This is a genomic window from Paenibacillus assamensis DSM 18201, from assembly GCF_000422445.1.
GTDB lineage: Bacteria > Bacillota > Bacilli > Paenibacillales > Paenibacillaceae > Paenibacillus_B > Paenibacillus_B assamensis.
Map to the genome: position 1 here is coordinate 124,771 of NZ_KE383838.1, position 24,765 is coordinate 149,535.

A 24,765-nucleotide genomic window follows, 5' to 3' on the forward strand; every position below is an offset into this window, starting at 1 on the left:
CGGCAGGGGAATTGGCAATGCATATCGTCAAAAGTACAATTACTCGCTAGGAACTTTGATTTCACCGTTGATAATTTTTGTGCGGTACTCTTCTACTTTTTCCAATACTTCTGGAGCAACGTTCTTCGTAGAAGTAGGAGCGATATCTACGCCCTTCTCTTTCAAGCCCATGTAAGTTGTTTTACCAGCTGGGAACTTGTCGCCTTCCAATTGCTTGGAAATTTCAATTACTGCGTTATCAACACGCTTAATCATTGAAGTCAATGTAATGTCATCGCCAAATGTCAAGGATTGGTCCATATCTACGCCGATAACCCAAACATTTTCACCACGTTGTTTACGCTCTTTTGCTTCATTAAATACACCGTTACCTGTCATACCAGATGCGTGGAAGATAATGTCCGCGCCACCTTCATAAATCGTAGAAGCTGCAGATTTACCTTTATCTACACGGCTGAAGTCAGCTGTGTAAATAACTTTCAAGTTTTCAGCTGCCTCTGGGTTAACTGCTTTTACGCCTTCGCGGAAGCCAACCTCGAAGCGCTTGATTACCGGCAATTCCAAACCGCCAACGAATCCAAGTTTGTTTGTTTTAGTTGTAAGACCAGCAATAACACCAACCAAGAATGAGCCTTCATGCTCTTGGAACAGGACGGAAGCAACGTTTGGTGCTTGTACCTCCGCGTCAATAATAGCAAGTTTAGCATTTGGATTTTCTCCTGCAATTTGCTTAACAGGGTCCATCATTGTAAAGCCTGTTGCCCATGTCAAATCATAGCCGCCCTTTACGAACTGGTTCAAGTTAGGAATGATTTCAGCGTCTTTTTTAGGCTCCATGTACTTAACACTAACACCTTTTTCATCACGAAGCTTTTGCAAGCCTTCCCACGCACTTTGGTTGAACGACTTGTCGTTTACACTACCCAAGTCTGTTACGAGGCCTACTTTTAGATCACTTTTTGGTGCAGAGCCACCAGTTGCTGGATCTGTCTCTTTGTTTTTAGCACCACAGCCAGACAAAACGAGCGTAAGCACCATAACACTTGCAAGCATTAATAACCAACCTTTTTTCTTCATGCGTATGTTCCCCCTATGAATGATGTATTGGAATTGCCATTACCTATCGTAACCTAAGTTACTAAAATGCACCATAACTTTGTTACTAGACTTATAGCTGGTAACTAAAAACATCACCTCCACACTAAAGTAAAAGAAGTTAAACTTGGTTTGAAAGCGTTTTCTAGTGTATGATGACACTAGTGATACTATAAACAAGGTGGATTCATACGATGATTGATGATTTGCGTCAGGTTACCTTCTTTCAGGATTTGCCTGAGCATGCTATACAAGAACTGCTCCCTAAGCTAAAACACCGTCATTTCAAGAAAAATCACACCATTATTTATGAAGAAGATACGAATAGAGACATTTTTATTATTCGTTCCGGCTTCGTCAAAGTTTATCGCATTGAGGAAGATAAAGAATTTATTTTCAACTTCTTCTTCCCTGGCGAAACGGTAGGCGAAGTGGAAGCTATTGATCCCGCCTCTGCTAGAATTGCTTCTATTGAAGCAATGGATAATGTTCAGGCATGGATGCTTAGCGGTGAAGACTTTATGCAGCTAACCGAACGATATCCCTCGATACTGCGTCGTGCCTATTGCCAGCTCGTAGATAACATTCGCGTATTGAATCGTAAAATATGCTACTTGTCCTTTATGGATGTTAGACGTAAATGCGCGAACCTGCTGTTAGACCTGTCAACAAACTTAGGCACTGAAGATAGCGGTTACATTCAAATTCAATATAAGTTTCCTCATCATGTGCTTGCCAATATGATAGGCGTTACGAGAGAGTCTTTGTCCAAGACACTCAAAGAATTTCAAGATGAAGGAATCATTGCGGTTAATCAGAAAACGATTACAATTATGAATTTGAAAAAAATGTCAGATATCAGCGAATCTTCCTATATAGAACAGAAGCAGCGATTCTGGCGCCGTAAGGACAGTACACATCATTTCAATGGTTAGATGCTATAATGACACCTAGCAATGCCAAACCGATTTATCGTGTAAATGCCTGTACCAGAATTTTTTGCTAAATGATTCTAGCACCATTGTAGTCCAACCTTCGACCTAGTCGCAGTGAAGCTGAGAACTATTTTTTTGTGAGCAAGAACACAAAATGAAAACGTTACAAAACACTGAAATGATGAATATGTGGTGTTAGGCTAGTATTCAAACAGCATTTTCGTGTCATCCTAATAAACAGCGTCTACATTGAACCTATTTTAAACCGCTGGTCAATGTGAGCGTATTCAAAAATAAGATGAGACGAAGTTGTTACACTACATGAATGACAATTTGGAGGTATAGCATGAGTATACATTTAGAAGCTCCACAAGGTGCAATTGCAGAGAAAGTACTTCTTCCAGGTGACCCGCTTCGTGCGAAGCATATTGCAGAGACATTTTTAGAAGATGTGCAGTGCTATAACCAAGTTCGTAACATGCTCGGCTTTACAGGTACTTATAAAGGAGAGCGTATCTCTGTTCAAGGAACAGGTATGGGTATTCCGTCCTTCTCTATTTATGCTACAGAGCTTATTAAAGATTACGGCGTTAAAACATTGGTTCGCGTAGGTACTTGCGGAGCAATCCAACATGAAGTTCAACTTCGTGAAGTATTGATGGCACAGGGCGTTACAACAGATTCATCCATCATTTCGCATTACTTCCCTGGCCTTTCATTCTCGCCAATCGCAGATTTCGATCTTTTGCACCGTGCATACATGATTTCTCAAGAGCGTCAAATGCAAGTACGTGTTGGTAACGTGCATACATCTGACTACTTCTACTCCGAGAACCCAGAGGCTGTAAACAGACTTGGTAACTTTGGTGTAATGGCTGTTGAGATGGAAACTGCTGCATTGTACACATTGGCTGCAAAACATGGCGTTAAAGCTTTGTCCTTGCTAACAGTGAGCGATCACGTTCTAACAGGTGAGCAAACTAGCTCCCAAGAGCGCCAAACAACATTCAACCAAATGATCGAGCTTGCGCTTGATGCAATCGTTGAAGGTAAATAATATTCGTTGCACACAACCGGGTATTCCAATGAGGATGCCCGGTTTCTTTTCATGTCCACTACTTTCGTACTTAGGGTATAAAGACATACCAGAACGGGAAATACAATGCTGTAAGTTGTGTTCACTGACTCATTATGGTATAGTTACCTTCCTGTTTTTTACGTACTTAAAAATTCATTGCTATTTCAATCTACTCTTAGGAGGTAACTGAAAGTGAGCGAATCTTTTCAAAGTGCCTATCAAGAAGAAGAACAACGTCTCGAACAGACATTGTCTCTTATTCACAGGCAGTATGATGAATTAAAAGAAATTCCGATCTATCGCGGCTCTGACTTCACAGAGCAAGTACTTGAAGATCATCGTGAAACAAGAAGGCAAAGGCTGTCGAGAGCGATTAAAGACCCCTACTTTGCAAGAATGGACGTACGACAAGTCAATCGCGATAAGAGCCATATTCTCTATATTGGTAAACAAGGCGTCGACGATGAGGAGACATGGAAGCTCGGCGATACAGAGGCCTACCCACTTGTATTGGATTGGAGAGCACCCGTCGCTAGTCTATTTTATGCCTTTAATGGGGGAGAAGATGCTGTTCCGTATGAGACTCCTGAAGGAAGAGAAGAAGCGCATGTCGATTTGAAGCGAAATTTGCTCATTCGTCAGGAACGTTTGCAGCGTGTAGCAGATACGTATAATCGCTCATCTGGAGACGAACATGTGAATGATGAGTTTCTCGTCTACCGACTAGGAGAAAATAAAGATAATAAACTTCGCGATATCGTATCCACCATTCAAGCAGAGCAGGATCTTATTATTCGCGCACCGAAAAATAAAGCCTTGTTTATACAAGGAGTTGCAGGTAGTGGTAAGACAACCGTCGCCCTACATCGCTTGGCGTTTCTACTTTATCAGTACCAAGAGCAAGTCCGAGCAGAACGAATGATTATATTTGCCCCGAACCGGATGTTCTTGGACTATATCTCTGATGTACTCCCTGAACTTGGTGTAGGTGATATTCAACAGCGTACCTTTTCTGATTGGGCACTAGAGTTAACGGGTCTGGACGAACGGATACATCTCATCAGCGCAGCAGAAGAAGCTGAGCTTTGGTACGGTGAACTGCAAGGAGCCAGTCAAGATGTTCAAGCTGCTGGAGGTAGGATGAAAGGCTCTCTTCCATGGAAACAACTTATTCAAAATGCGGTTCAAGAAATCGTCGAGCAAGCCGTACCAGAAGAAGACTTCATTCCATGGGACGGAGCGGCAATTCAGCATGAACAACTGGTGACATGGTATCACGAAGAATATCGTTCTTATGCTCCTGCCAAGCGGCTTGAACGTGTATCTGCACGTATTCAACGTTGGATCGAAATGGAACTGAAACGTGAACGCTCTCGTACAGCCCTTCAAGAGAAGAAGCGTAAATCTTCTTCCCGCCTGAAAGCCTATATGAAAAAATGGCCAAAGCCGGATGTGCTGCATATTTACAAGACGTTGATAAAAACAGACGCTGTACGTCAGTTCTTAACACCAGCATTATGGAAACAAACCGTCAGCGATTTGAAACAGAATCACATTCGCCAAGAAGATTTAACAACGTTGACCTATATCCATACGCTTATGTACGGTGTTGAGCGAACGCATACATTTGATCATATTGTCATTGATGAGGCGCAAGATTTCTCTCCCCTTCATCTGGCTTTATTGAATCAATGCGTCCGCAGCCAATCATTTACTGTGCTGGGCGATCTTTCTCAAGGTATTCATGCTTATGCAGGCATCGAGAGTTGGGGAGAACTTCGCAATCTGTTCCAAGAAGAAGACACAGGTTATTTTGAGTTAAGAAGAAGCTATCGCTCTACAATGGAAATTATAGAGTTTGCCAATGTCATCTTGGAGCGCGGAATTACGAATCCCATCCTAGCAGAGCCTGTCTTCCGCAGCGGAGAACCTGTGCAAGTCCTTTCACATGACGTCAATGACCAGCTCACTTATATTGAAGCTGAGCTTAACGCCATGAAGGAACATAACTTTGACACCACAGCCCTTCTCACTCGCACGACTGAGGAGGCTCGTCAATTAGCTGCTCAGCTCAGAGAAAATGGTTGGGACATTAATTTGATGGATGGTAAACAAGATACGTATGCAGGGGGCATTTCCGTACTGCCTGTATATTTATCTAAAGGTTTGGAGTTCGATGCCGTTACAATCGTAGGCGCAGACAGCAATCGCTATGGCATGCGGCCATTAGAAGCTCGTTTACTCTATGTTGGTTGTACAAGAGCATTGCACCGCCTAACCGTACTGTATGCTGGAACATGTAGCCCATTGATAAATAGCAGTACCGAAGAATAACTATAATCTGCGTATGAAGCCCAGTTTCATTCCTCTTTAGAAATAAAGATGAGTTTGACTGGGCTTATTTATGTTTACATGCAGGATACATACACATGATCAATCAATAATAACAGCCCCTCACTAGTCAGTCCTTATTCCACTTGACGCCTGTACTTGCGATATAACCAAAGCAAAACAACGCTGTGCAAAGATAAACCAACCATACCTACAAAGAAAGTAGTAAATTCAGAACCAGCTACAATATCAGGATTCGTCAACATTTCTATAATCCAGTACGGAGGTGCCCACCAGCCCAGCCAATGCAAATGTTGCGGAAAAAAAGAGATAAGCTGTGGAACGACGACGATAACGCCTGCCACTTTTGATAAAGCAAGCCCTTCTACTTTATTCATCGCAAATACACTCATCGCAAGTCCCATCATTAACATTTCCAACATCAACATACTAAAAATAATCAAGAAAGAGTACCAAGAGATGGTTATTTGCTGCTGCAGAACAAAGATTAACATAATATAAACAGCTGTAACGGAAATGGGCAGCATATACCGGACTATCATATATCCTTGTCTAGAAATAGGGGTAATCGAATAATACGCTATGAGCTGCTCATCACGCTCCTCCAATAGAGCAAACCCTGCAACAACTCCTAACATGAGTGGAATTAAACAGACAAACATACCGAATAAATGAGGGTAATAGGCATTGAGATTAATCTGATCATACATAGAAATAGATTGATGAATAACAGGCAGCACGTATACCGTCATACCGATAAGCAACAAAGGAGAAGCCATCAGGAGTAACTGCATTCGTTCGGATTGCAACCTCTTCCCCTCTGCAATAATGAGCATACTTAACCCTTTCATAACCGTTTCCCTCCGCCTTGTATAGATATCATGTACCGATAGAAGCGATGGCGGGCCCAACCAAACAGCAAGATAGAAGCTACAGTTAAATAAAGAAAGGCGTATGCTCCTTCCATGATGTGCAATGGTTCAAATACAGACTGTATGATTAGAAGGGATGCCTGTGTTGGCCAGAGCAAGTAAATTGGAGATTCCCATAGATTTAGCCAGCCCAACAGCGGCACCATACTGATTGCTCCATACAACGATGAAACAGAAAAAAACTCATTTACTGTCGTGCATTTTGCAGCCACTCCTACACCGAGTAAAGTAAACATAATAGAAGTAAGCCACACCCCACATAAAAAAGTGATAAAGTGTGCCGTAAAACCAAACGTAAACAAATGAATGATTGAACTACTTAATACGGACAGAACACTTAGAGATAGTACTTTAGACCATATATAGTATTCAGGAGAATAAGGGGTCATAAATAACGGATCAAGCAAATGCTGTCCCTTCTCAATCATGATTAAGCCGCCTATAAAGAAAAATCCAAGCACACTGGGGTCTGTAAAAGTAATGAACACATTCGCAGATTCACGATATTCAATTGGTACAAGCTGCAAAATGATTAAATATAACGCGCTAACTAAGGCATAAGCATAGTAGAAACCATGGCGAAATTGAATGCGTATTTCGTTCCAGATTCCATTACGAAGAAGTGACCATTGACATGCCCCAATCGAAGCGAATCGAGATAGTAACCCCATATCTATCCACCTATTGTTCTGCTTCATGAAGCGCCCTCCCTGTAACTCGAATAAATAACTGTTCAAGTGACATTTCATGGCTATGAATAGATAAGAGCTCCTGCGAATTCATTATGCTGTGGAATTGTCTATTCTGGCTTAACTCATGAATGGGTATGTGTAAAGCCTCTACCCTGCCATCTTTATGGGCGTATTTCACCTCTACTTGAGTCTGACCAGCTTCTTTCATCAAACGAGCTGGTGTATCAATGAGTCGAATCTTTCCATCAACGACAAAGGCAACTCTATCACACAGCTGTTCTGCAAGAGCCATATTGTGCGTAGTCAGAACGATCGTCCTGCCTTCTTCTTTTAGTTTGATCATGAGTTGCTTGATATGAGCTGCATTCGTTGGATCTAATCCAGAAGTAGGTTCATCGAGGAATAGTAGTGGCGGGTGATGCATAAGCGAGCGTGCCAAGTTTAAGCGCATTTTCATACCTTTGGAATAGTCCTGAACTTTTCGATCCGCGTAGTCCTCTAGAGAAACCCAACGTAACGCTTCATTCACTTCCACTGTCGGGACGGAGTAGAGCGAACGAAACATTTGTAAGTTCTCCCGTGCTGTTAATCGCATATAAAAGTTAGGAAATTCAAATGCAACACCGATTTTTTCGTAAAACGTTCTATTGCTACTGGCAATCTCACCCCCCAGTACTTTTACACTACCTGTATAATCTTTCAACATGCCGATTAGAACTTTTTGTGTTGTGCTTTTGCCAGCACCAGAAGGCCCTAACAATCCAAAAATTTCTCCAGTACCGATTTGAAAATTCATATCTTGTAATAGCGGCTGCTTGCTGCCGGGATACGTGTAAAACAATTCATGAACTTCAATCATCGGCGCTCTCCTCCTGAATGATGCCCTGTGCAATACAATCACAAAGCAATTCTAATGTAGCTGCATACCTATCTTCACCAATCTGTTGTTTCTGCAGCGCCACCAGCACAAGCGCCTGCATCAAACTAACGATATGGTCCGGTTCCCTGGCTGTAATCCATCCTTCGGCCTGACCACGTTCTATCCACGACTTCATCGTATCCTTGTCTTGCTGAAACAGCTCAGCTTGTTTCTCCGGAGATAATTTACGTATAACCGCACTCATTGTATCTGCATCATACAGCCATTTTAATAACGGGTTGTTTTCCACCAAAGAAATCGAGTGTAATAAAAATTGTCTAAACTGTGATCGATTCATCTTCGATTGGTTTAAGAAAGATGAGAGGGATGCATGAACACTTCGTTCTTCCAAAAGAAGAATATCAAGAAAGAGCTCTTCTTTTGAACGATAAAATAAATAAAATGTACCTTGCGCTACACCAACAGCAGTCGTAATATCAGCAATGCTTGTTTTCTTAAGTCCAAATTGGGTGAATAAATGTCTAGCATGGTCAATGAACTGCTCACCTATCGCTTGACGCTGATGATCATTAAACTTTGGCATATCGATTGCCCTCCAACAGCACTTATCGTGATCTTATGAATGATTTTAATTTTTATTCACATAATGCAATCATACCTAGGTGGTTTATTTTGTCAAGGAAAATAAATGTTGTTTGAACGATCATTTCATGAAACTTTTTCTAGTCATAAAACGTCATTCTATAGAAGGAGGTTATGAAATTGAAAAAAACCGCCCTAATAACCTTTACATTAGCCATCTCTCTTACGTTTCATCCCGCTTTACCTGTACAGGCAGCTGCTGCAATGGATAATCAAGCCGTTAATGTGGTCAACGCTCATGGGGAACCTATTTTATCAGGAGCAATTATGCACGAAAGCGCTAGCTACATCCTTGCCTCACAGCTTCATGAAGTGATGGACGTAGAACTGAGTTGGGATTCTACTTCCCATTCCGTCATCATGAAAGATGCACGACACCAGGTAAATTGGTACTCTATTAGTGACAAACTTAAAGTAAATGGAAAAGATGTTACTTTAACCGAAAAACCAATTATTAAAAATAAGCGCACATACGTGCCTATTTCATTACTAAAGAAAGTATTTCATCTTCCAGTCAGCTGGGACCAGCCATCCAAGACCGTTATCTTCTTGGATGGTAGCCCAGCTGACGCTTCGTAGTGCATAAAAAAAGACAACCTTAGTTCGTTGTTACACGAAACCAAGGCTGTCGCAGGCTATAGTTATTTTTGTTGTTGTTTTTCTTGTTGATCTCTCCTAAACCAGTTCCATACCACTTCAACATCTTGCTCATCCAAGCATTGCGTATTGAAGCTGGTTCCCCCAACATCCCCCATCAGTTTTACTTTCATTCGCTGTAGACGCATCTTCTTCTGAATAGGCGTTGCGATCTTTTGGAAGGTCACCATTTGCTTACGACGTGCAAAGATCGTATAACGTGCCAAATCCCTTTTCCAAATGGTGAGCTGTTCGTCTCGGCACGTGAATCCCTCATCCGAATGCGACATATAAGAAAGCGGCACAGTTACGACAAATAATAAAAGAACCCACCAGCCAACCATACCAAAATACCAAACCGCAGCAGCTGTAAGTAATCCATTTATAAAGATATCCCATTTGAAGAAGCTCCAAATTGCTCTCTTTGGGGAACGTTTATCCCGCTCGACCCAATGGAATTGTGGAAGCCTCTCAGACAACCAGCCTCGCAGAACTTGCTTACGAATAAATGGATGCAAAACTACGGTTTCGTTTTTATTAGAAGATACGACATGAAGTCCAACTTCTGCATATCCAAGCACTTGACGCAGAACACCTTCCTTCACAACAACCGCCTGTACGCGCTTAATGCGAAAGACATGCTTCTTCTTCTCTAACAATCCATAGGAAATACTCATTTGATTTCCATCAGACTCTAATTGGAATCCACCATACTTCAATATATAAAGAACCGTGGAAAGAGCCCATGCCGCAATTACACCTACGATGACGATTCCCCACCAAGTTGGGAAAATCACCTGAATCACTGAAACAATTCGATCGTAGAGTGATGCTGGCAGGATGTCATCAGCAAATGAAATAACACCCAGTATAAATGTAATAACCAAACCAATATTGACCGTTGTAATCGAGGCAAATAACACTTCGCTCAAAGGCAGCTTGTATGTATAAGCAGCGGTTTGTTTTGTGGCATCATGCTCTTGCTCTCGTTTGTTATCAATAACATCACGTGAAAAAATGGGAGGCTGCTCCAACGCTAGATGTGACGGGGGAGCATCATTTCTCGGCTCTTGCTGCACCTGTCCCTCTTCTTTGCCTTCTTGTTTCTGCTTCATCGATGATGATTGACTACGAATCCACTGCTCCAATTCGGTTGCCGTTGCTAGTGTTATTGCCTTTAGTACGCCATCCCCTTCAGACTTCCCCCCCGGCATTTCAATCTTGATCCGAGCTATACCTAGTAAGCGATGAAGTAACGGCTGCTCCACATTCACAGAATGAATACGAGAATAATAAAGATTACGTTCTTCTCTAAACAAAATACCTTTGTGGATACGAACACGGTCATGCTCCAGCACATAATAGAATCGCTGCCAAGACAAGTAGCTTGTCAATAGTCCAAGTAGCAAAAAACCAGGCAGAATGGCATGGTATACTTCTAATTGAGCCGAATCTCTTATATCTAAGTAAACAATTATAATTAATGGAATAAGAGCCTTAATGACCTCCAGCCAAGATAGCAATATTTGGGCAGGATGAAGCTTATATCGAGTTGGTGAATGTTGTATATTGTCTTGATCATTCATCAGTATCCACCACCCGTGCTAGCGTACCGATATAAGACTTAAGCTCATCTGCCTCCTTCTGCAGCAATCCACTAATTTTATGCGTACCGGCAGCTGTAACAATCATCGTAGATGCTAGCCCGAATTTGCGCAGCAGTGGTCCTGTCTCTGTTTCTACATGCTGTACTTTGGTCATTGGAATGAGCACGTGACTGCGGAACCAGACCCCTTGCTTAATCTCCATTTCCTCTTCGTGAACGATAAAGGAAAAGTATTGATACTCAAGTTTAGGCCAAATAAAAACATACAAGACAAACAACAAGACAGCAATTATACATGCTGTAATGGCTGGCCACATTAGCCAACTCCACATATACGCACATATGAAGTAAGCGATGGCTCCTAATAAGAGTAAGGAAGTACTAAAAATACTGCGCCACCTAAATACATCTAACATATTTTTATGCAGCATCCGCATAGGTTGGTTTTCTCTCTCTATCATGACGATCCCTCCGCTGTCCTTGTCTTGTATCTATCGTTTCTTTTCTACTGGGGATGGATATGGAATGAGTTTCTTCGCCCATGTAAGCAGTTCATCTTGCTTTAAGTCAGGATGACGACTCATTAGTTCGTAGAGATAGCCATTCTCCTCCCAAGATAGAATCTGAAGCTCTTCCCAATACGTCCCTTGCTTATTTCTGACCTTCACTTTGTTATCGTCTGACGAAGTATGATCTCCAACATTTGCAGATGGTGAGATATACAATTGAAACATTGGCGTTCCGTCAGGCTTATCATAAATAAGTGAAATTAATGTCCAGTCTACATCCTCTCCAAAGTCATACACTTCTTTTTCCACATGTGAAAGTTTAATATCTTGATTTTGAGGCAGATGCATCAAACCGCTCTTTAGTAAGTTGGCAGCCTCTTGCAAAGTAATTCGATCTGGCTTGCTGCTTTCATCCATCTCCTCAATCTTTACATGTGACGGAATAATTAACTCCAGTTCTTTATCTTCGAACTTGCTCCTCGTTTCAAAGAGCGTGTACTCCGTTACAAATTCAACTTCGTCGGACCGTTCTGAATCTTTCAATACCATCCATGTTTCCTTATCAATCCACAGTTCTATTTCTGACCGATAAGATGAATCTTTCGTTACAGCACGCAGACGCTGTACGGGTCGTCCCAAAAAGGTATCATCCTCTAACGATTTAATGTTGTAATTTTTTCGAATCGACTCCATCTGCATCATAAAACTTTCGCGAGTTCCAAAGGACACTTCTGGATCATCTGGGGAAAATGAAGTGGTGTAGGCTACTTTATCGCCCTGTGTATAAGTGAGCAAGTCTCGCGGTGTCTGTATACTATAATGAACCTTATTTCCCTCTATCATTTCGCGATAAACCCGCCCCTGCTTAGCATCCACCCATTCTTTTATCAAATACTTTTCATCCTTTGACTTCCCGTCCTTATACGTATAAGTCATGTTCGCCTCCGCATAATAAGAAACCAATTCATAGTTAGGCGGAGTTACCATATCTAAGAAATTACTAGGTGATTCGGACTTATTCCAATTCCAACTCCAGCCACAGCCTGTCAACGAAAAAACGATGACGACAACAAAGATCCACTTGATAACTATCAAACCTTTTGTTCTCATGTATCTTTGTCCTCCTTCACAGTATTCGAATTTGGATGGATTGGAAATTGACACATCACGACCGTACCATAAGGAGCTTTTGACCATAAATGAAGCTGCCCACAGTGTCTGCGTATAATTTCCTGTGTAATACTTAGACCTAATCCGAAACCTTGCATGGACTTGGGTCGTGACTGCTCGCCTTGAACGAACGGCTCGAGCAATTCAGATAAAACTTTATCAGGGATGACCGCACCTTCATTGAAAATAATAAGACTCGCTGAATTTATCCTTTGCACATCATTCAACTGCTGCTCAAACGGCGCCAGCCAATCTGGTAATTGCACATTGCCAGATACAGCTGCCATACCAACACATCTTCCAGCAGAGGTATGACGAAGCGCGTTACTAACAAGATTGTCTGTCAGACGCATCATCTGCTTAGGATCCATTTGATAAGTGCCCTGCACTTCGATACTCGTCTTTAACTCCACACCCTGTTTGCTGCACAAGGCATCATAACCAGAAAACAGCATATCAAATAATTCTTCGCCTTCAACCTCAATCAAGTTCGTTGGATATTTAGAAGACCGCAATGCTGCAAACAGCGTTAGGTCATCAAGCATCCCACGCATCTGCTCTGCTTTTGATTTAACAATTGCCCGATAATCCTCTTGCTCTTCTTGAGTCAGTTGTGATCCATTCTCAAGTGCTTCCATATAGGCTTGAATCGAAGTTAGCGGCGTTTTCAGATCATGAGATAGAGAAGCAACCATAAATTGCTTATCCTGCTGCTCTCTCGCCACTTCTTCACGCGCAGTCTCAATATCTTCACGCATATTTCCAAAATGTCGTATCAAAATCCCCATCTCATCATTGGAAGCTTGCTTCCACTCTGTAACAGGCTCATTATTCGCAAGTGCACTCATCTGGCTCATTAGATGGCGCATCGGCTGAATAAGCTTACGCTTTACAAGCAACCATACAATGACATATAAAATGACAAAGAACAAAATAATTCCGGCAATAAGCTGCCATACCGTGTTGCTGACTTGCTCCACATACTGCTCTCTCTCTACACGCAAATCATAAAATCCAATGAGTTGATCACCGTGAAAAACAGGTTGCTTCATTTTATAAGCACGTGGTGTCTTATCAAGATGATAAAGCTTGCTGTACAGCTCTTCAGCGGGGATACGCAGGAAATATTGTTGATGGTCATCCTTATTCGTGGAAAATAAACGATACCCGTCTGCTCGATACAACGTTAGCTCAACAGAGTCATCCAGCAGCAATTCAAGCGGCTTGTATCTCTCACTTGACTGTACACGATACCATTTCGGGTTCACGATTTGTCCCTCATACTCCTGCATTTTCTCTGCAACTTGAACGTACTCTTCCAGCGACTCGCTTTTATCGTGCTCATACGTTATATAAGCAAATAAGCCAAAAGCAATAACGGGAAGCAGCATAACGATTAAAAAAGCGCTCATTAGCCAATTACGGAGCTTCATTGGTCACGTTCTCCAATAAACCGATATCCACTGCCCCAAACGGTCTCAATGAATTTCGGATTACGAATTTGTTCCCCAAGTTTCGTCCGTAGACTCTTAATATGAACATTAATCGTATTTGTACAGTCCTCATGGCGCTGCTGCCAAACATGCTCATATAACTCGGTCTTGGAAAACGTTCGATCCGGGTGTGTTGCCATCAACACAAGCAAAGCCCATTCCTTACTCGTCAGATGAATATCTTCTTCGTTCAAATAAGCACGCTGACGCTCAAAGTCTACTAATAAACCATGCTTAAATACCATTTTCATCGCTTGAGATGGTTGGGCATTTCCTTGACGATAACGACGAAGGATCGATTGTATCCTTGCAGTAAGTTCTGTCAAACTAAAAGGCTTCGTTAAATAATCATCTGCACCAAGTTGAAGACCACGTACCTTGTCCTCATCCTCAGCACGAGCACTTATAATAATTAGCGGTACATCACTATTTAACCGTATATTTTTGCATAAATCATATCCGTCCATTTCAGGCATCATCAGATCTACAATAACCAGATCATAATCGCCATTACGAAAATCTTCCCAACATTCTAGTCCAGTGGATGCCCATGTTACATCGCATCGCTGCCTGCGAAAATGATCGCGGACAATACGAGCAATCTCGGGATCATCCTCTGCCAATAAAATAGAAGTTCCATCTAACATTCCATTCAACCCTCCTGCACTTATTGTAAAGCTTCATCGTATAACGAGATTGACATTTAAGAAAGAATTCATATTTGGCAACAAAAACAAAAAACACCATACGCCTAGGTACGGTGTTTTCCAATCCTATATATAAGTCCTTAATCCTATCCGCTTACGCTTTTCGTTAATCCACTGCAGATGCGTGTGAGCTATTGATCCTTCTTGCCTGCTCCGTCCACAAATGTCTAGCTACAATATGCAAACCGTATCCAAGCCATCCTCCGCCAAGATTCAATATCATGTCATCAACATCTAATGTACCAAGCTGAAGACCGTATTGGAGCATCTCTATGGTAACTGTGAGAGCAAAGGATAAAAGTACAATAATCCACCAGCGCTTAAATACAGGCAGCAACAGCGGAATTAGAAACCCTAAAGGCAAAAATAACAATACATTGCCGAATAAATTATTAAACCACACATCAAATGGATAATAATCAAGGTGGAACATATATTCCTTAATCGTTTGAAAAGGAACGAGATTAATTGCGTATTTACCACTCATGTCCATAGCTCGATAAAAGCCGAAAAACAACAAGTATGTAGCATATAACAAATATAAAATAAAGACAAGCCATCCAACAATCGTTAGATAAGTCTTCCATGCTTTGACTTGTTTAAGTGTAAACGAAGCCATACACGAGTCACCAACTCTCATATAACGAAGGAAGCTTGCCTCTCTTTATCATCGGATCAATGTAGAGATGTTTCTACTTCTTCGTGGATTTAATAACAAATCGCTCATACCACAAATACCCAACAGCAATGAGGCAGAGTAACAAGACTAGAGCAAGAGTATACATCATTTAACCCTCCATGTGCAAATGATAATCATCTGTATACTCTTATCATTTATGTCTAAGCCTCAACTTATACATCGGTAAAAAGATCACTTCTGATTAGACATAAATGAAGGATTACCTGTTCCCATTGCAGTTAATTCCGTAAAACTTTTCCATATTGTATCATTAACTATAAACGATCAGCAACAATGGAATTCAGAACAGTACTTATTCACTCTTCTCCATAAGTACAGACTCATCATTCCCATTATCTATTAGAGGTTTACGTGGGCTAAAAAGTTTGAGCTTGCTGAGTAAATAATCAATCCATGCAAATAACCACGCCGCCGCAATAAAGGTGATGATCTCCTTCCATTGCATGTGACGCCATTCCCATGAATGTTGATCGTCATAAATAAAAAGACTAAGGGTAATATATGCTGATACCACTCCCCCAATTGCATATAACAGCAAATAGCCCAACAAGCGAATAATAACAAACGATGTAGAAGGAGCTTCTCCCGCATTTTTACTACCTATCCGCATGATCAGGTCAATTAATATGGACAATGGAATTCCTAGAGCATAATAAGTGCCTCCCAGCACAAACATAATCATTGTCAAAAGCAGCCGACCAGTAGAGTCTACGATAAATAGCGAAGACACTATTGTAGTAATGTTTACTCCGAAAAATATCATGGGTAGTGTGAAGGAGAAAATAATTGTCGCTATGAGTGAAGAGATACATTTACGCATGATATACAAGGCTACACCTCCCTACTTCTATTTCTATATCCAAATTTTGATTATAATTATATCACTATATAACCACCGTTCAGATAACCATGTATACAAATGTTTATCATTACGCAGAAGCAAGTATACATATAGAAAAAGAAAAAAGCTGATATCCATTTTCATCTGGATACCAGCTTGTTCGTTCATCGTAATTAATGTACAAGAAGCGCCTTCTTCAATGCGTCTTCTACTGGCACATAGGAATAGCCCAAGTCACGCGCTACTGCATGATATGTCATTTCACCACCAGCCGTATTCACACCCGCTAGCAATGCCTTGTTTTCTTGCAGTGCACGCTCGAGTCCTTTGTTAGCGATTTGCAGCGCGTAAGGCAATGTTACATTAGTCAGTGCCATCGTTGAAGTGCGCGATACAGCGCCTGGCATATTGGCTACGGCATAGTGTACAACACCATGTTTCACATAAGTAGGTTGGTCATGTGTAGTTACGCGATCAACCGTTTCCACGATACCACCCTGATCCACTGCTACGTCAATAACTACAGACCCTGGCTGCATCGATTGAATCATCGCCTCTGTAACAAGTTTAGGCGCCTTAGCACCTGGAATTAATACAGCACCAATGACAAGGTCCGAATGACGAACAGACTCAGCGATATGCATCGGATTGGACATCAACGTTTGCACGCTTGTACCGAAAATATCCTCGATTTGACGAAGACGATCCGCACTCAGGTCGATAATCGTTACATCTGCCCCAAGTCCAACCGCAATTTTGGCTGCATTCGTCCCAACGACTCCGCCACCAATAATCGTCACCTTACCACGTTGTACACCTGGCACACCGCCTAATAAGATGCCTTTGCCACCGTGAACTTTTTCTAAAAATTGAGCACCAATTTGTGCTGCCATACGTCCCGCTACTTCACTCATCGGAGTCAGCAAAGGCAATGTACGATTGACTTCCACCGTTTCGTAAGCAATGCCGATTACACCCGAATCCAATAACGCTTTTGCTAGCTCAGGCTCAGCTGCTAAATGCAAGTAAGTAAATAAAATAAGTCCTTTGCGGAAGTATCCATATTCAGCAGGAAGCGGCTCTTTAACCTTCATAATCATCTCCGCTTGTGCCCACACATCAGCAGCTTGCTGTACAATAACAGCACCTGCTTGTTCATAATCGCGATCTTCGAATCCGCTGCCTACACCGGCTCCACTTTGGATAAGCACTTTATGCCCTGCTTGGCTTAAAGCCATGACTCCGGCAGGCGTTGCAGCAACGCGGTTTTCATTATTTTTTATTTCTGTTGGAACTCCGATAATCATCATTGAATCCCCCTCATTTATTGCACATGTTAAAAGTATCATTGCTTACATTTAATATAACCTTTTATGGCGATCACAGCTTCGTCCAACTTTATGAAAAAAAATAATCCGCCTTGTGAAATTACACAAAGCGGATACTTAACTGATTTATGATTGCCATTGGTCCATTTTTAATTCCAAATACAATGATATTTTTTGCTCCATATCGTTCAAATCAACGCCGCCAATATCCGTAATTCGCCTCAAGCGATACATCAGTGTATTGGAGTGAATATGCAGCATTTCAGCAGCTCGTTTCACATTGCAATCTGCTTGCAGAAATAGGGACAGCGTACTAACTAACCCGCTCTGATGCTCTTTATCGTACGCTTTGAGCTTAGACAAACTCGAATGCTGCATGGGACGTGCTCGGCGCTCCTGTATCATGGCAGGAAGGAAGCGATACCAACCCAATTCTTCATATCGATGCAAATGCTTCGTTTCCTCAGGCAAATGCTTCTTTATATTCATAACGGTTATTGCTTCCTGATAACTTTTCACCACATCTATATACACGGAATAAGATAGCCCGCTAGCTAAATGAACGGGTTTCACCCCAAAGCGCTGCTGCATTCGCTCCATGAGCAGCATCCAGCCTGCAATGTGCCCATCAATGTCATCATCCGTCGCATCGATAAGCACAAGCAAGCGCTGCTCTTGCCTAACATGCAGCACTTTCCGATGTCGCTGTGCCGTAAGTATCGTATACAGCACTTGTTCATATAGTTTTTCATTTAGCAATGTTTCAAATTCAATAATCATAACTCTATAGGACTTCGGCAATGTAATTCCAAGTTGGTGCGCTCGATCTACGATTCGATGCTCGGAATCCATACTTCCGGTAAGCATTCCCCAGAAAAATTCAAAGCTCTGTTCTTCGCGCCTACGACGTTGAGTTTGAACTTGCAGCAGTTTGCTTCTAGCTGCATGTGAAGCCTTGTTCAAATCATCCAGCCCTTGTTCATCAATCCCTTTGTACTCATCCATCACCCATATGTACCCCAGAATATCATGATGATGGCGGATCGCAACGGCAATACGCCGATTCAAGCCAATGGAATCAATCGGTTCGATGAGAACGGGAACCTGGCTATCCATAATGTGTTGAATGATACCTTCACGCCACAGCATACTAATGACATGTTCCGGTACACGCCTGCCGATGATCGTTGCAATACGAACAGGGTCGGTATCAGGCGCATGCGTGCTGTATGCAAGCAGCCTATGGTTACTGTCCTCGATCGTAACCGGACATTGCAGAATCTGACTAATCGTGTCCGCAATCGCTTCAATGGATTCAAAGTCACGATCAAATGGATCAAGGTGAACATTCATCTAAACAAAACCCCTCTACTCTTGCACACTCGTTTTCCTATGTACATCTATATTCATATGCATGAGGCTCCAACCTCTTTCAATTTATGCTATGTCCCAAGAACTTATATGGATGCTCAGAAGCAAATGTATAGCATAACCTGATTTATACCCAGATGGTCATTATTTTTCTATCGTAAAATCATTTAACCCTATGCTATAATACAAAAATTGTCTGTGAAATTCAAAAGAAAACTGAAAAGGTGAATAACTTTGCTAACAAGAAAAACGTATCTTATTATTTTAGCAACTATTATGGCGTTGTTAGTATTCCTCATCTTCCGAGTTGAGAACTGGCAATTGTGGTGTCTTATTGTCATGATTGCTTCCTTGTGGGGAGTGAGTAAAGATGCCAAACCCATTTCTTGGCTTCGCTTTATGCCAGCTGGACTACTGACATTATTGATCTTCTACATTATCTACAAATATGCGAATCCATTCTGGTTCAAAGTCGTAGCCTGGCAAACCGAGTCGATGCACCATACATTTAATTGGAATGAATGGTTTAACTCGATACCCGGCAACGCACCATCGATGTTTCAGCTTTGGCAACCCGAATGGTTAACCACATATATGCAGTCTGTGTATATATACGGCTTTACATTGACGTATTGGCTATGTATTATTCGCGCCTTCTTCACGAAGGACGTGAAGAAATTTGGACGCTACGCGCTCGCAGGCTATTTATTGCAAGTACCGCTAATCCTACCTTTTTACAACCTCATCTTCTTGCAGGAAGTGTGGTACGTACAAGGAACTCCAGACTTACTAGAACGTGGATTAACAGCAGCGGAGGCGTTCAATGTGACGATTAACTGCTTCCCTAGTATGCATACGTCCATTGCTTTTGCAGCCGTTCTATTAGCGATGCGTGAACGCAGCAAGTGGTATCGCTGGGTTGTTGGTGTTTTCGGTATCTCGATTATGATTTCAACGCTTTATTTGAATATCCATTGGATTATTGATATGTTTGCGGGTATGCTCTTCGCTTATGGTTGCGTGAAGCTGGCAGATTGGATCGTGAACCGAAAAGCATTCGATCGGTTTACGAATTACTTTGAGGAATTTGGAGCTAAACTTGAACAAAGGTTAATTAAAGATAGCCCTGCAGCATCAAATAAAAAAGATTTCGGTGCATAAGCATCGGTTCGGTCACTTTATGCTAAATTGATCCTATATTGATCCTATTATGATAAAGAGCTATTGGAAGATTGAACAGGATTAAACCTGAACAATTGACCGATAGCTCTTTTAAGTATTTCTGACGAAACTAGTTTCTCTCTAATAAAGTAATGAATAAATCCGGTGCCACTTCGATATTTTTCATTTCTTGAAAACCAAATTGTTTGTACAATTGCTTAGCAGGTGTATTTTTCGCGCCTGTACTTACAATTACTTTTTTATTGTTTGCAATTACATCAATAACATGCGCCACTAATTTTTTTGCGATTCCTTTTCTAAAATGATCGGGATGAACGACCAGACGACAAATATCAATAAACTTCCCTTCATCTGTATATGAAATAAAGGCAGCCAGTTCTTCCATTACAAAATATCCTACACAAGTCTCATTGCTAGACATCAATGTTTGTACAGTGTCCTTCAATTGAGGGATATCATAAAAGCCAATTAATTCTGCTTCTACTTGATAAGAAGGGATTTGTACACCGAGCATTTGTTGAGCTATAACTTCATTATCTACTATTAATTTACGAATCATAGAAGCCTCCTAGATGTTACGTAGTAATTGTAGATTCATTTAATCAGCAAAATGGTTAATTTGTCCACAACAATCTCGAATGATGTTTCTTGATTTCTGTCAGATTAGGATTGAACTCCCACTGTGAATTTCATCACTATTTGTGATACAATACTTTCTATAGAAAATGGTTTACTATCTAACGTACTGATCAGGCACTATATGAATAGTTGCTAACAGCAGTATGCAAATCTAAACGAACAGGTGATACATTTGACTGAAAAAGCTAAATTTGCGCTTTTGCTTTTCTATAAATTTGTTGATGTTCCGAATGCTGAGCAGCTTGCTCAAGAACATTTGGAATATTGCAAACAGTTGGGCATTAAGGGTCGCATCTTGATTGCGGACGGCGGCATCAATGGTACATTAACAGGAACAATTGAACAAACTGAACAGTATATGCATGATTTGAAACAGAACCCTCTGTTTGCAGATACGGTATTTAAAATAGATCCAGTAGAAGAACATGCTTTCAAGAAAATGCATGTACGTTATAAAAAGGAACTCGTTACGTTCCGTGTAGATGATAGAAATCTTGACCCTAACGTGCTTACAGGTGGCCACCTCAGCCCAGCAGAATGGCATGAATATCTACAACGTGATGATGTAGTTGTACTCGATGGACGTACAGGCTATGAATTTGACCTCGGGCATTTCCGTAATGCCATTCGTCCTGAAGTAGACAGCTTTAGAGAATTCCCAGAATGGATTCGTGACAACATGAGCGATCTTAAGGACAAGAAGATCCTTACGTACTGTACAGGCGGTATTCGCTGTGAAATTTTGAGCAGCTGGATGATCCAAGAAGGATTTGATGAAGTCTACCAACTTGATGGTGGTATCGTTACCTATGGTAAAGATCCAGAAGTACAAGGAAGACTATTTGATGGTTCATGCTATGTATTTGATGAGCGGATCTCTGTACCGATCAACCATACAGATGAAGCTGTGATCGTAGGTCGCTGCCATCACTGTGAGAAGCCAGCAGACCGTTATATTAATTGTGAACTTGATTCCTGCCACTTGCAGCATATCGTGTGCGATGCGTGTGAGGCAGAGCATAACGGACACTGCTCAACAGAGTGCGCTGACAAAACCGCTGCAGCGGCTGTATAAGCCCCTTTATCATTACGTTATTAAGTAACATCAAAAGCCTGCAATCTCTTGCCGTCAGCCTCAGCTGGTATAAGAGAATTGCAGGCTTTTAAGTTTCTTTCCGTAAAATATCATATAATAAAAGGCTGAATTCTCACAAACATTAAGGGAAGAAGAGTCCCGTGAATAGACATTAAAAAGCAATGAATCATGCTCAAAAATACGTAAATGTGTGTCGTATAGAGGAAACAAAGAGGAATATTAATGCTTGTACACCTAAAGTGAATTAGAGTTTTTTGAAGATGTAGGTTTGATCCCAACTTGGACCAGTCGTTGAAATATGCACCCACCCAACAGGTATGTTATAAAACGATTTCACTCCAACTTGCGCTCCGCTTGGAGCACCATTCAGATTCTTAATAATAAACGTTTGATCCCAGCTTGGCCCTGTCGTACTTACATGAACCCAACCACTAGGCAGATTATAAAATGACTTAATGCCTACTTCCGCTCCATAAGGGGCGCCATTTAGATTTTTAATAATGAATGTTTGATCCCAGCTCGGACCCGTTGTTCTTACATGCACCCACCCAGGAGGAATGTTATTGAGAGATTTCACACCTGCCTCTGCTCCATAGCTATTTGTTTGATAGCCTAACGAGGATACCTGATTCGTAGTAACTGCCGCTGCCTGCACCCCAACTGCTGAACCGAGCAACGCTACTGCCAACACACTTGCAACCGTAAGTTTCTTAATCATTTCTTCATTCCCCTTTTCATTAGTATAGACTAGCAATGAACAGCACAAGCTTCAATTTCGTGATAGATTGTGCTTTCGCCAAGATTGTACGCCGCTGCTCTAGTATTAGCAATATATTTGTAGACAACTTCTACAAAATAAACAATAAGACTCAGAGACAATTCGTCACTAAGTCTTGCTGCATAGTGCATGTAAATTATTTTTCAACGTTATCTACTGTACATTTACAAATCAAATCTGCATACATATATCCACGCTTACGAACAAAAAAAGGAGCTCATCGCTCCTTTTTCGTTTATATAATTGATGCCTCACGAGCTCGTCTACGCCTAACTAACTCTGGCCATGCCACACCGAACATAATGAGAGCAACGCCCCCCCATTGAAGCAGGCTTACTTGCTCGTGAAGGACGAGCATCGACATAATGATGGCCATTGGAAGCTCCATCGCACCTAATATAGATGCCATGCCAGCACCCGTAAGCGGTACTCCTTTTGCAAAGAACAGTGTAGACAATACAGGACCCATAATGCCAAGGATTAAACCGTATTTGCCAAGTCCATCGAAAATAATCGACGGCTCAAAGAAGAATGTAGGCGTCACGACGATAGCCGCAACGATAAAGCCGCCTGTTACCATATAGGCAGTACGCGTTAACGAATCAGCATCTGTGGCAACTCGACCACTAACAAAAATGAAGATCGTATACGTTAGAGCTGATAATAGACCATATATAATCCCATGTGTGTGGAAAGTAACACCCTTAGACAACATTCCGCCGGCAATGACCGTTCCTGCTAACAACGGAATAAGTGCAACCAGCTTCTCTTTGGCAGGAAATTTGCGTGTTGTGATCGCTTCTAATACAACTCCCATCCAAGTGAACTGGAACAAGAGCAATATCGCGAAGGAAGCGGATACATATTGCAAACTCTGATAGTAAAACACGCCTGTCAAGCCTGTAGAGGAGCCTACAACAAGTAGGAACAGCGCTTCATTCATAGACGGCTGGCGACTACCTCTGCTGGCTTGCTTAGAGCCCACTATCTTCTTGCTTCCTACTAGCCCCCAAAGAATCAAAGCACCAATCAGCAATTGTATACCAACAACATCATTGACGATGAAACCTTCGCCATAAGCAAGTTTTACGAACGTAGATAATACCCCGTAGAAACAAGCTCCCAACAAAACATAAATAATTCCTTTCACTACAACCATTCTCCTCAAAATGAATAAATAAGAAAAGGGCCTTACCGAATAAGACCCTTATCTTACTACTTTATATGTGATTAAACTTCTTTCAAAATCCCTTTAATAAGTGCAACGAATGAAGTTCTTACTTGTGCAGCTACCTCGATAACCTCTTCGTGGTTAAGCGGTTGGTCAAGAATACCGCAAGCCATGTTCGTCAAGCAAGAAATACCTAGTACGTTCATGCCTGCATGGTTCGCTACGATTACTTCTGGTACCGTAGACATACCTACTGCATCAGCACCAAGCGTACGAATCATGCGGATTTCAGCTGGAGTTTCATAAGCCGGGCCTGTCCACCAAGCGTAAACACCTTGCTGCATTTTGATGCTTTGAGCATCTGCAACACGTAGAGCCAGTTCACGAAGCTCTGGGTTGTATGCTTTGGACAAGTCTTGGAAACGAACGCCAAGCTCGTCGTTGTTAGGTCCCATGAGTGGGTTGTTCATAACAAGGTTCAAGTGGTCTGTAATAAGCATAAGCTCGCCAGCTTTGTAGCTCGTATTCACTGCGCCACAAGCATTCGTAATAATAACGTTTTCTACACCAAGCGCTTTCATTACACGTACTGGGAACGTAACATCATCCAACGAATAACCTTCATAGTAGTGGAAGCGACCTTTCATAGCTACAACGATCTTGCCTTCCAACTCACCGATAACAAGCTCGTTCGCATGTCCTACTGCCTCAGACTTAGCAAAGTGAGGAATCTCGCTGTAAGGAATGACAACTGCGTTAGCGATGTCGTCTGCAAGTCCACCAAGGCCAGAACCAAGAATCATACCGATAGTTGGACGAAGATTCGTCTTTGTCAAAATAAAGTCTTTTGCTTCATTAATATGCGCTGTTTGATGCATAGTAAAACCCTCCGTGTCTAAACATAATGTAATAACTAATAGTAAAGTTATCGT

General features: G+C 41.7%; 24 protein-coding genes. 6 read left to right on the forward strand and 18 right to left on the reverse strand.

Annotated features, from left to right (window positions below; translation table 11 throughout):
* Positions 1-39 precede the first annotated feature (39 nt).
* Complete coding sequence (locus tag H580_RS0118905) at positions 40-1,077, reverse strand: BMP family lipoprotein (protein ID WP_028596178.1); 1,038 nt, start codon at positions 1,075-1,077, stop codon at positions 40-42.
* A gap of 212 nt (positions 1,078-1,289) precedes the next feature.
* Here H580_RS0118905 and H580_RS24780 point away from each other — a divergent pair, with 212 nt between their 5' ends.
* From H580_RS24780 to H580_RS0118920, 3 genes are all read left to right on the forward strand, one after another.
* The gene (locus tag H580_RS24780; RefSeq protein ID WP_051217565.1) at positions 1,290-2,030 is read left to right on the forward strand and encodes a Crp/Fnr family transcriptional regulator; all 741 of its coding nucleotides are present in this window, start codon (positions 1,290-1,292) and stop codon (positions 2,028-2,030) included.
* 346 nt (positions 2,031-2,376) lie between these two features.
* A complete protein-coding gene (deoD, locus tag H580_RS0118915) occupies positions 2,377-3,087 on the forward strand; it encodes a purine-nucleoside phosphorylase (RefSeq protein WP_028596179.1) in 711 nt (236 codons plus the stop codon).
* A 213-nt stretch (positions 3,088-3,300) separates the two neighbouring features.
* A complete protein-coding gene (locus tag H580_RS0118920; RefSeq protein WP_028596180.1) occupies positions 3,301-5,442 on the forward strand; it encodes a HelD family protein in 2,142 nt (713 codons plus the stop codon).
* Positions 5,443-5,576: 134 nt separating this feature from the next.
* Here the strand turns inward: H580_RS0118920 and H580_RS0118925 are convergent, their stop codons facing one another.
* The 4 genes from H580_RS0118925 to H580_RS0118940 are packed head-to-tail and all read right to left on the reverse strand — an operon-like array spanning position 5,577 to position 8,547.
* Positions 5,577-6,311: a hypothetical protein gene (locus H580_RS0118925; protein ID WP_028596181.1), complete on the reverse strand. Its 735-nt coding sequence runs from the start codon at positions 6,309-6,311 to the stop codon at positions 5,577-5,579.
* Positions 6,308-7,090 carry a fluoroquinolone export ABC transporter permease subunit gene (locus H580_RS24785; RefSeq protein ID WP_051217566.1) on the reverse strand — a complete coding sequence of 261 codons (783 nt, stop codon included), beginning with the start codon at positions 7,088-7,090 and terminating at the stop codon, positions 6,308-6,310. The genes H580_RS0118925 and H580_RS24785 overlap by 4 nt, the downstream gene beginning before the upstream one ends.
* Entirely contained in the window at positions 7,074-7,943 is an 870-nt protein-coding gene (locus H580_RS0118935) for an ABC transporter ATP-binding protein (protein WP_028596182.1), read from the reverse strand. The genes H580_RS24785 and H580_RS0118935 overlap by 17 nt, the downstream gene beginning before the upstream one ends.
* On the reverse strand, positions 7,936-8,547 hold the full coding sequence (locus tag H580_RS0118940) for a TetR/AcrR family transcriptional regulator (protein WP_028596183.1): 612 nt from the start codon (positions 8,545-8,547) through the stop codon (positions 7,936-7,938). Before H580_RS0118940 ends, H580_RS0118935 begins: the two co-directional genes overlap by 8 nt.
* A gap of 173 nt (positions 8,548-8,720) precedes the next feature.
* Between H580_RS0118940 and H580_RS0118945 the strand changes: the two genes are divergently transcribed.
* Positions 8,721-9,185 (forward strand): copper amine oxidase N-terminal domain-containing protein, encoded by a 465-nt coding sequence (locus H580_RS0118945; protein WP_084509370.1) that lies wholly within the window; start codon positions 8,721-8,723, stop codon positions 9,183-9,185.
* Positions 9,186-9,247: 62 nt separating this feature from the next.
* Here H580_RS0118945 and H580_RS0118950 read toward each other — a convergent pair whose 3' ends face one another.
* The 9 genes from H580_RS0118950 to H580_RS0118995 form a co-directional block, all read right to left on the reverse strand.
* Positions 9,248-10,828: a PH domain-containing protein gene (locus tag H580_RS0118950; RefSeq protein ID WP_028596185.1), complete on the reverse strand. Its 1,581-nt coding sequence runs from the start codon at positions 10,826-10,828 to the stop codon at positions 9,248-9,250.
* Positions 10,821-11,309 carry a PH domain-containing protein gene (locus tag H580_RS0118955; protein WP_028596186.1) on the reverse strand — a complete coding sequence of 163 codons (489 nt, stop codon included), beginning with the start codon at positions 11,307-11,309 and terminating at the stop codon, positions 10,821-10,823. The genes H580_RS0118950 and H580_RS0118955 overlap by 8 nt, the downstream gene beginning before the upstream one ends.
* Positions 11,310-11,339: 30 nt before the next feature.
* Positions 11,340-12,467, reverse strand: coding sequence for a LolA family protein (locus tag H580_RS0118960; protein WP_028596187.1), 1,128 nt, complete (start codon positions 12,465-12,467; stop codon positions 11,340-11,342).
* Positions 12,464-13,960: a sensor histidine kinase gene (locus H580_RS24790; protein ID WP_051217567.1), complete on the reverse strand. Its 1,497-nt coding sequence runs from the start codon at positions 13,958-13,960 to the stop codon at positions 12,464-12,466. The genes H580_RS0118960 and H580_RS24790 overlap by 4 nt, the downstream gene beginning before the upstream one ends.
* Positions 13,957-14,667 carry a response regulator transcription factor gene (locus H580_RS0118970; protein ID WP_028596188.1) on the reverse strand — a complete coding sequence of 237 codons (711 nt, stop codon included), beginning with the start codon at positions 14,665-14,667 and terminating at the stop codon, positions 13,957-13,959. The genes H580_RS24790 and H580_RS0118970 overlap by 4 nt, the downstream gene beginning before the upstream one ends.
* A 166-nt stretch (positions 14,668-14,833) precedes the next feature.
* Positions 14,834-15,346 carry a VanZ family protein gene (locus H580_RS24795; RefSeq protein ID WP_051217568.1) on the reverse strand — a complete coding sequence of 171 codons (513 nt, stop codon included), beginning with the start codon at positions 15,344-15,346 and terminating at the stop codon, positions 14,834-14,836.
* A 373-nt stretch (positions 15,347-15,719) separates the two neighbouring features.
* Positions 15,720-16,256: a hypothetical protein gene (locus tag H580_RS0118985; protein ID WP_028596189.1), complete on the reverse strand. Its 537-nt coding sequence runs from the start codon at positions 16,254-16,256 to the stop codon at positions 15,720-15,722.
* 185 nt (positions 16,257-16,441) lie between these two features.
* Complete coding sequence (gene ald, locus H580_RS0118990; protein ID WP_028596190.1) at positions 16,442-17,575, reverse strand: alanine dehydrogenase; 1,134 nt, start codon at positions 17,573-17,575, stop codon at positions 16,442-16,444.
* Positions 17,576-17,722: 147 nt separating this feature from the next.
* On the reverse strand, positions 17,723-18,949 hold the full coding sequence (locus H580_RS0118995; RefSeq protein ID WP_028596191.1) for a PucR family transcriptional regulator: 1,227 nt from the start codon (positions 18,947-18,949) through the stop codon (positions 17,723-17,725).
* Positions 18,950-19,201: 252 nt separating this feature from the next.
* On the opposite strand from H580_RS0118995, the gene H580_RS24800 reads away from it, so the two are divergent.
* Positions 19,202-20,128: a phosphatase PAP2 family protein gene (locus H580_RS24800; RefSeq protein WP_051217569.1), complete on the forward strand. Its 927-nt coding sequence runs from the start codon at positions 19,202-19,204 to the stop codon at positions 20,126-20,128.
* Positions 20,129-20,258: 130 nt separating this feature from the next.
* Here the strand turns inward: H580_RS24800 and H580_RS0119005 are convergent, their stop codons facing one another.
* Entirely contained in the window at positions 20,259-20,708 is a 450-nt protein-coding gene (locus tag H580_RS0119005; RefSeq protein ID WP_028596192.1) for a GNAT family N-acetyltransferase, read from the reverse strand.
* Positions 20,709-20,960: 252 nt separating this feature from the next.
* Here H580_RS0119005 and trhO point away from each other — a divergent pair, with 252 nt between their 5' ends.
* On the forward strand, positions 20,961-21,863 hold the full coding sequence (gene trhO, locus H580_RS0119010; protein WP_028596193.1) for an oxygen-dependent tRNA uridine(34) hydroxylase TrhO: 903 nt from the start codon (positions 20,961-20,963) through the stop codon (positions 21,861-21,863).
* A gap of 265 nt (positions 21,864-22,128) precedes the next feature.
* On the opposite strand, the gene H580_RS24805 is transcribed toward trhO, so the two are convergent.
* From H580_RS24805 to H580_RS0119025, 3 genes are all read right to left on the reverse strand, one after another.
* Positions 22,129-22,602, reverse strand: a complete 474-nt coding sequence (locus tag H580_RS24805) for a hypothetical protein (RefSeq protein ID WP_051217570.1) — start codon at positions 22,600-22,602, stop codon at positions 22,129-22,131.
* 295 nt (positions 22,603-22,897) lie between these two features.
* Positions 22,898-23,812: an EamA family transporter gene (locus tag H580_RS0119020; protein WP_028596194.1), complete on the reverse strand. Its 915-nt coding sequence runs from the start codon at positions 23,810-23,812 to the stop codon at positions 22,898-22,900.
* An 80-nt stretch (positions 23,813-23,892) separates the two neighbouring features.
* Positions 23,893-24,711, reverse strand: a complete 819-nt coding sequence (locus tag H580_RS0119025; RefSeq protein WP_028596195.1) for a purine-nucleoside phosphorylase — start codon at positions 24,709-24,711, stop codon at positions 23,893-23,895.
* Positions 24,712-24,765: the final 54 nt, after the last annotated feature.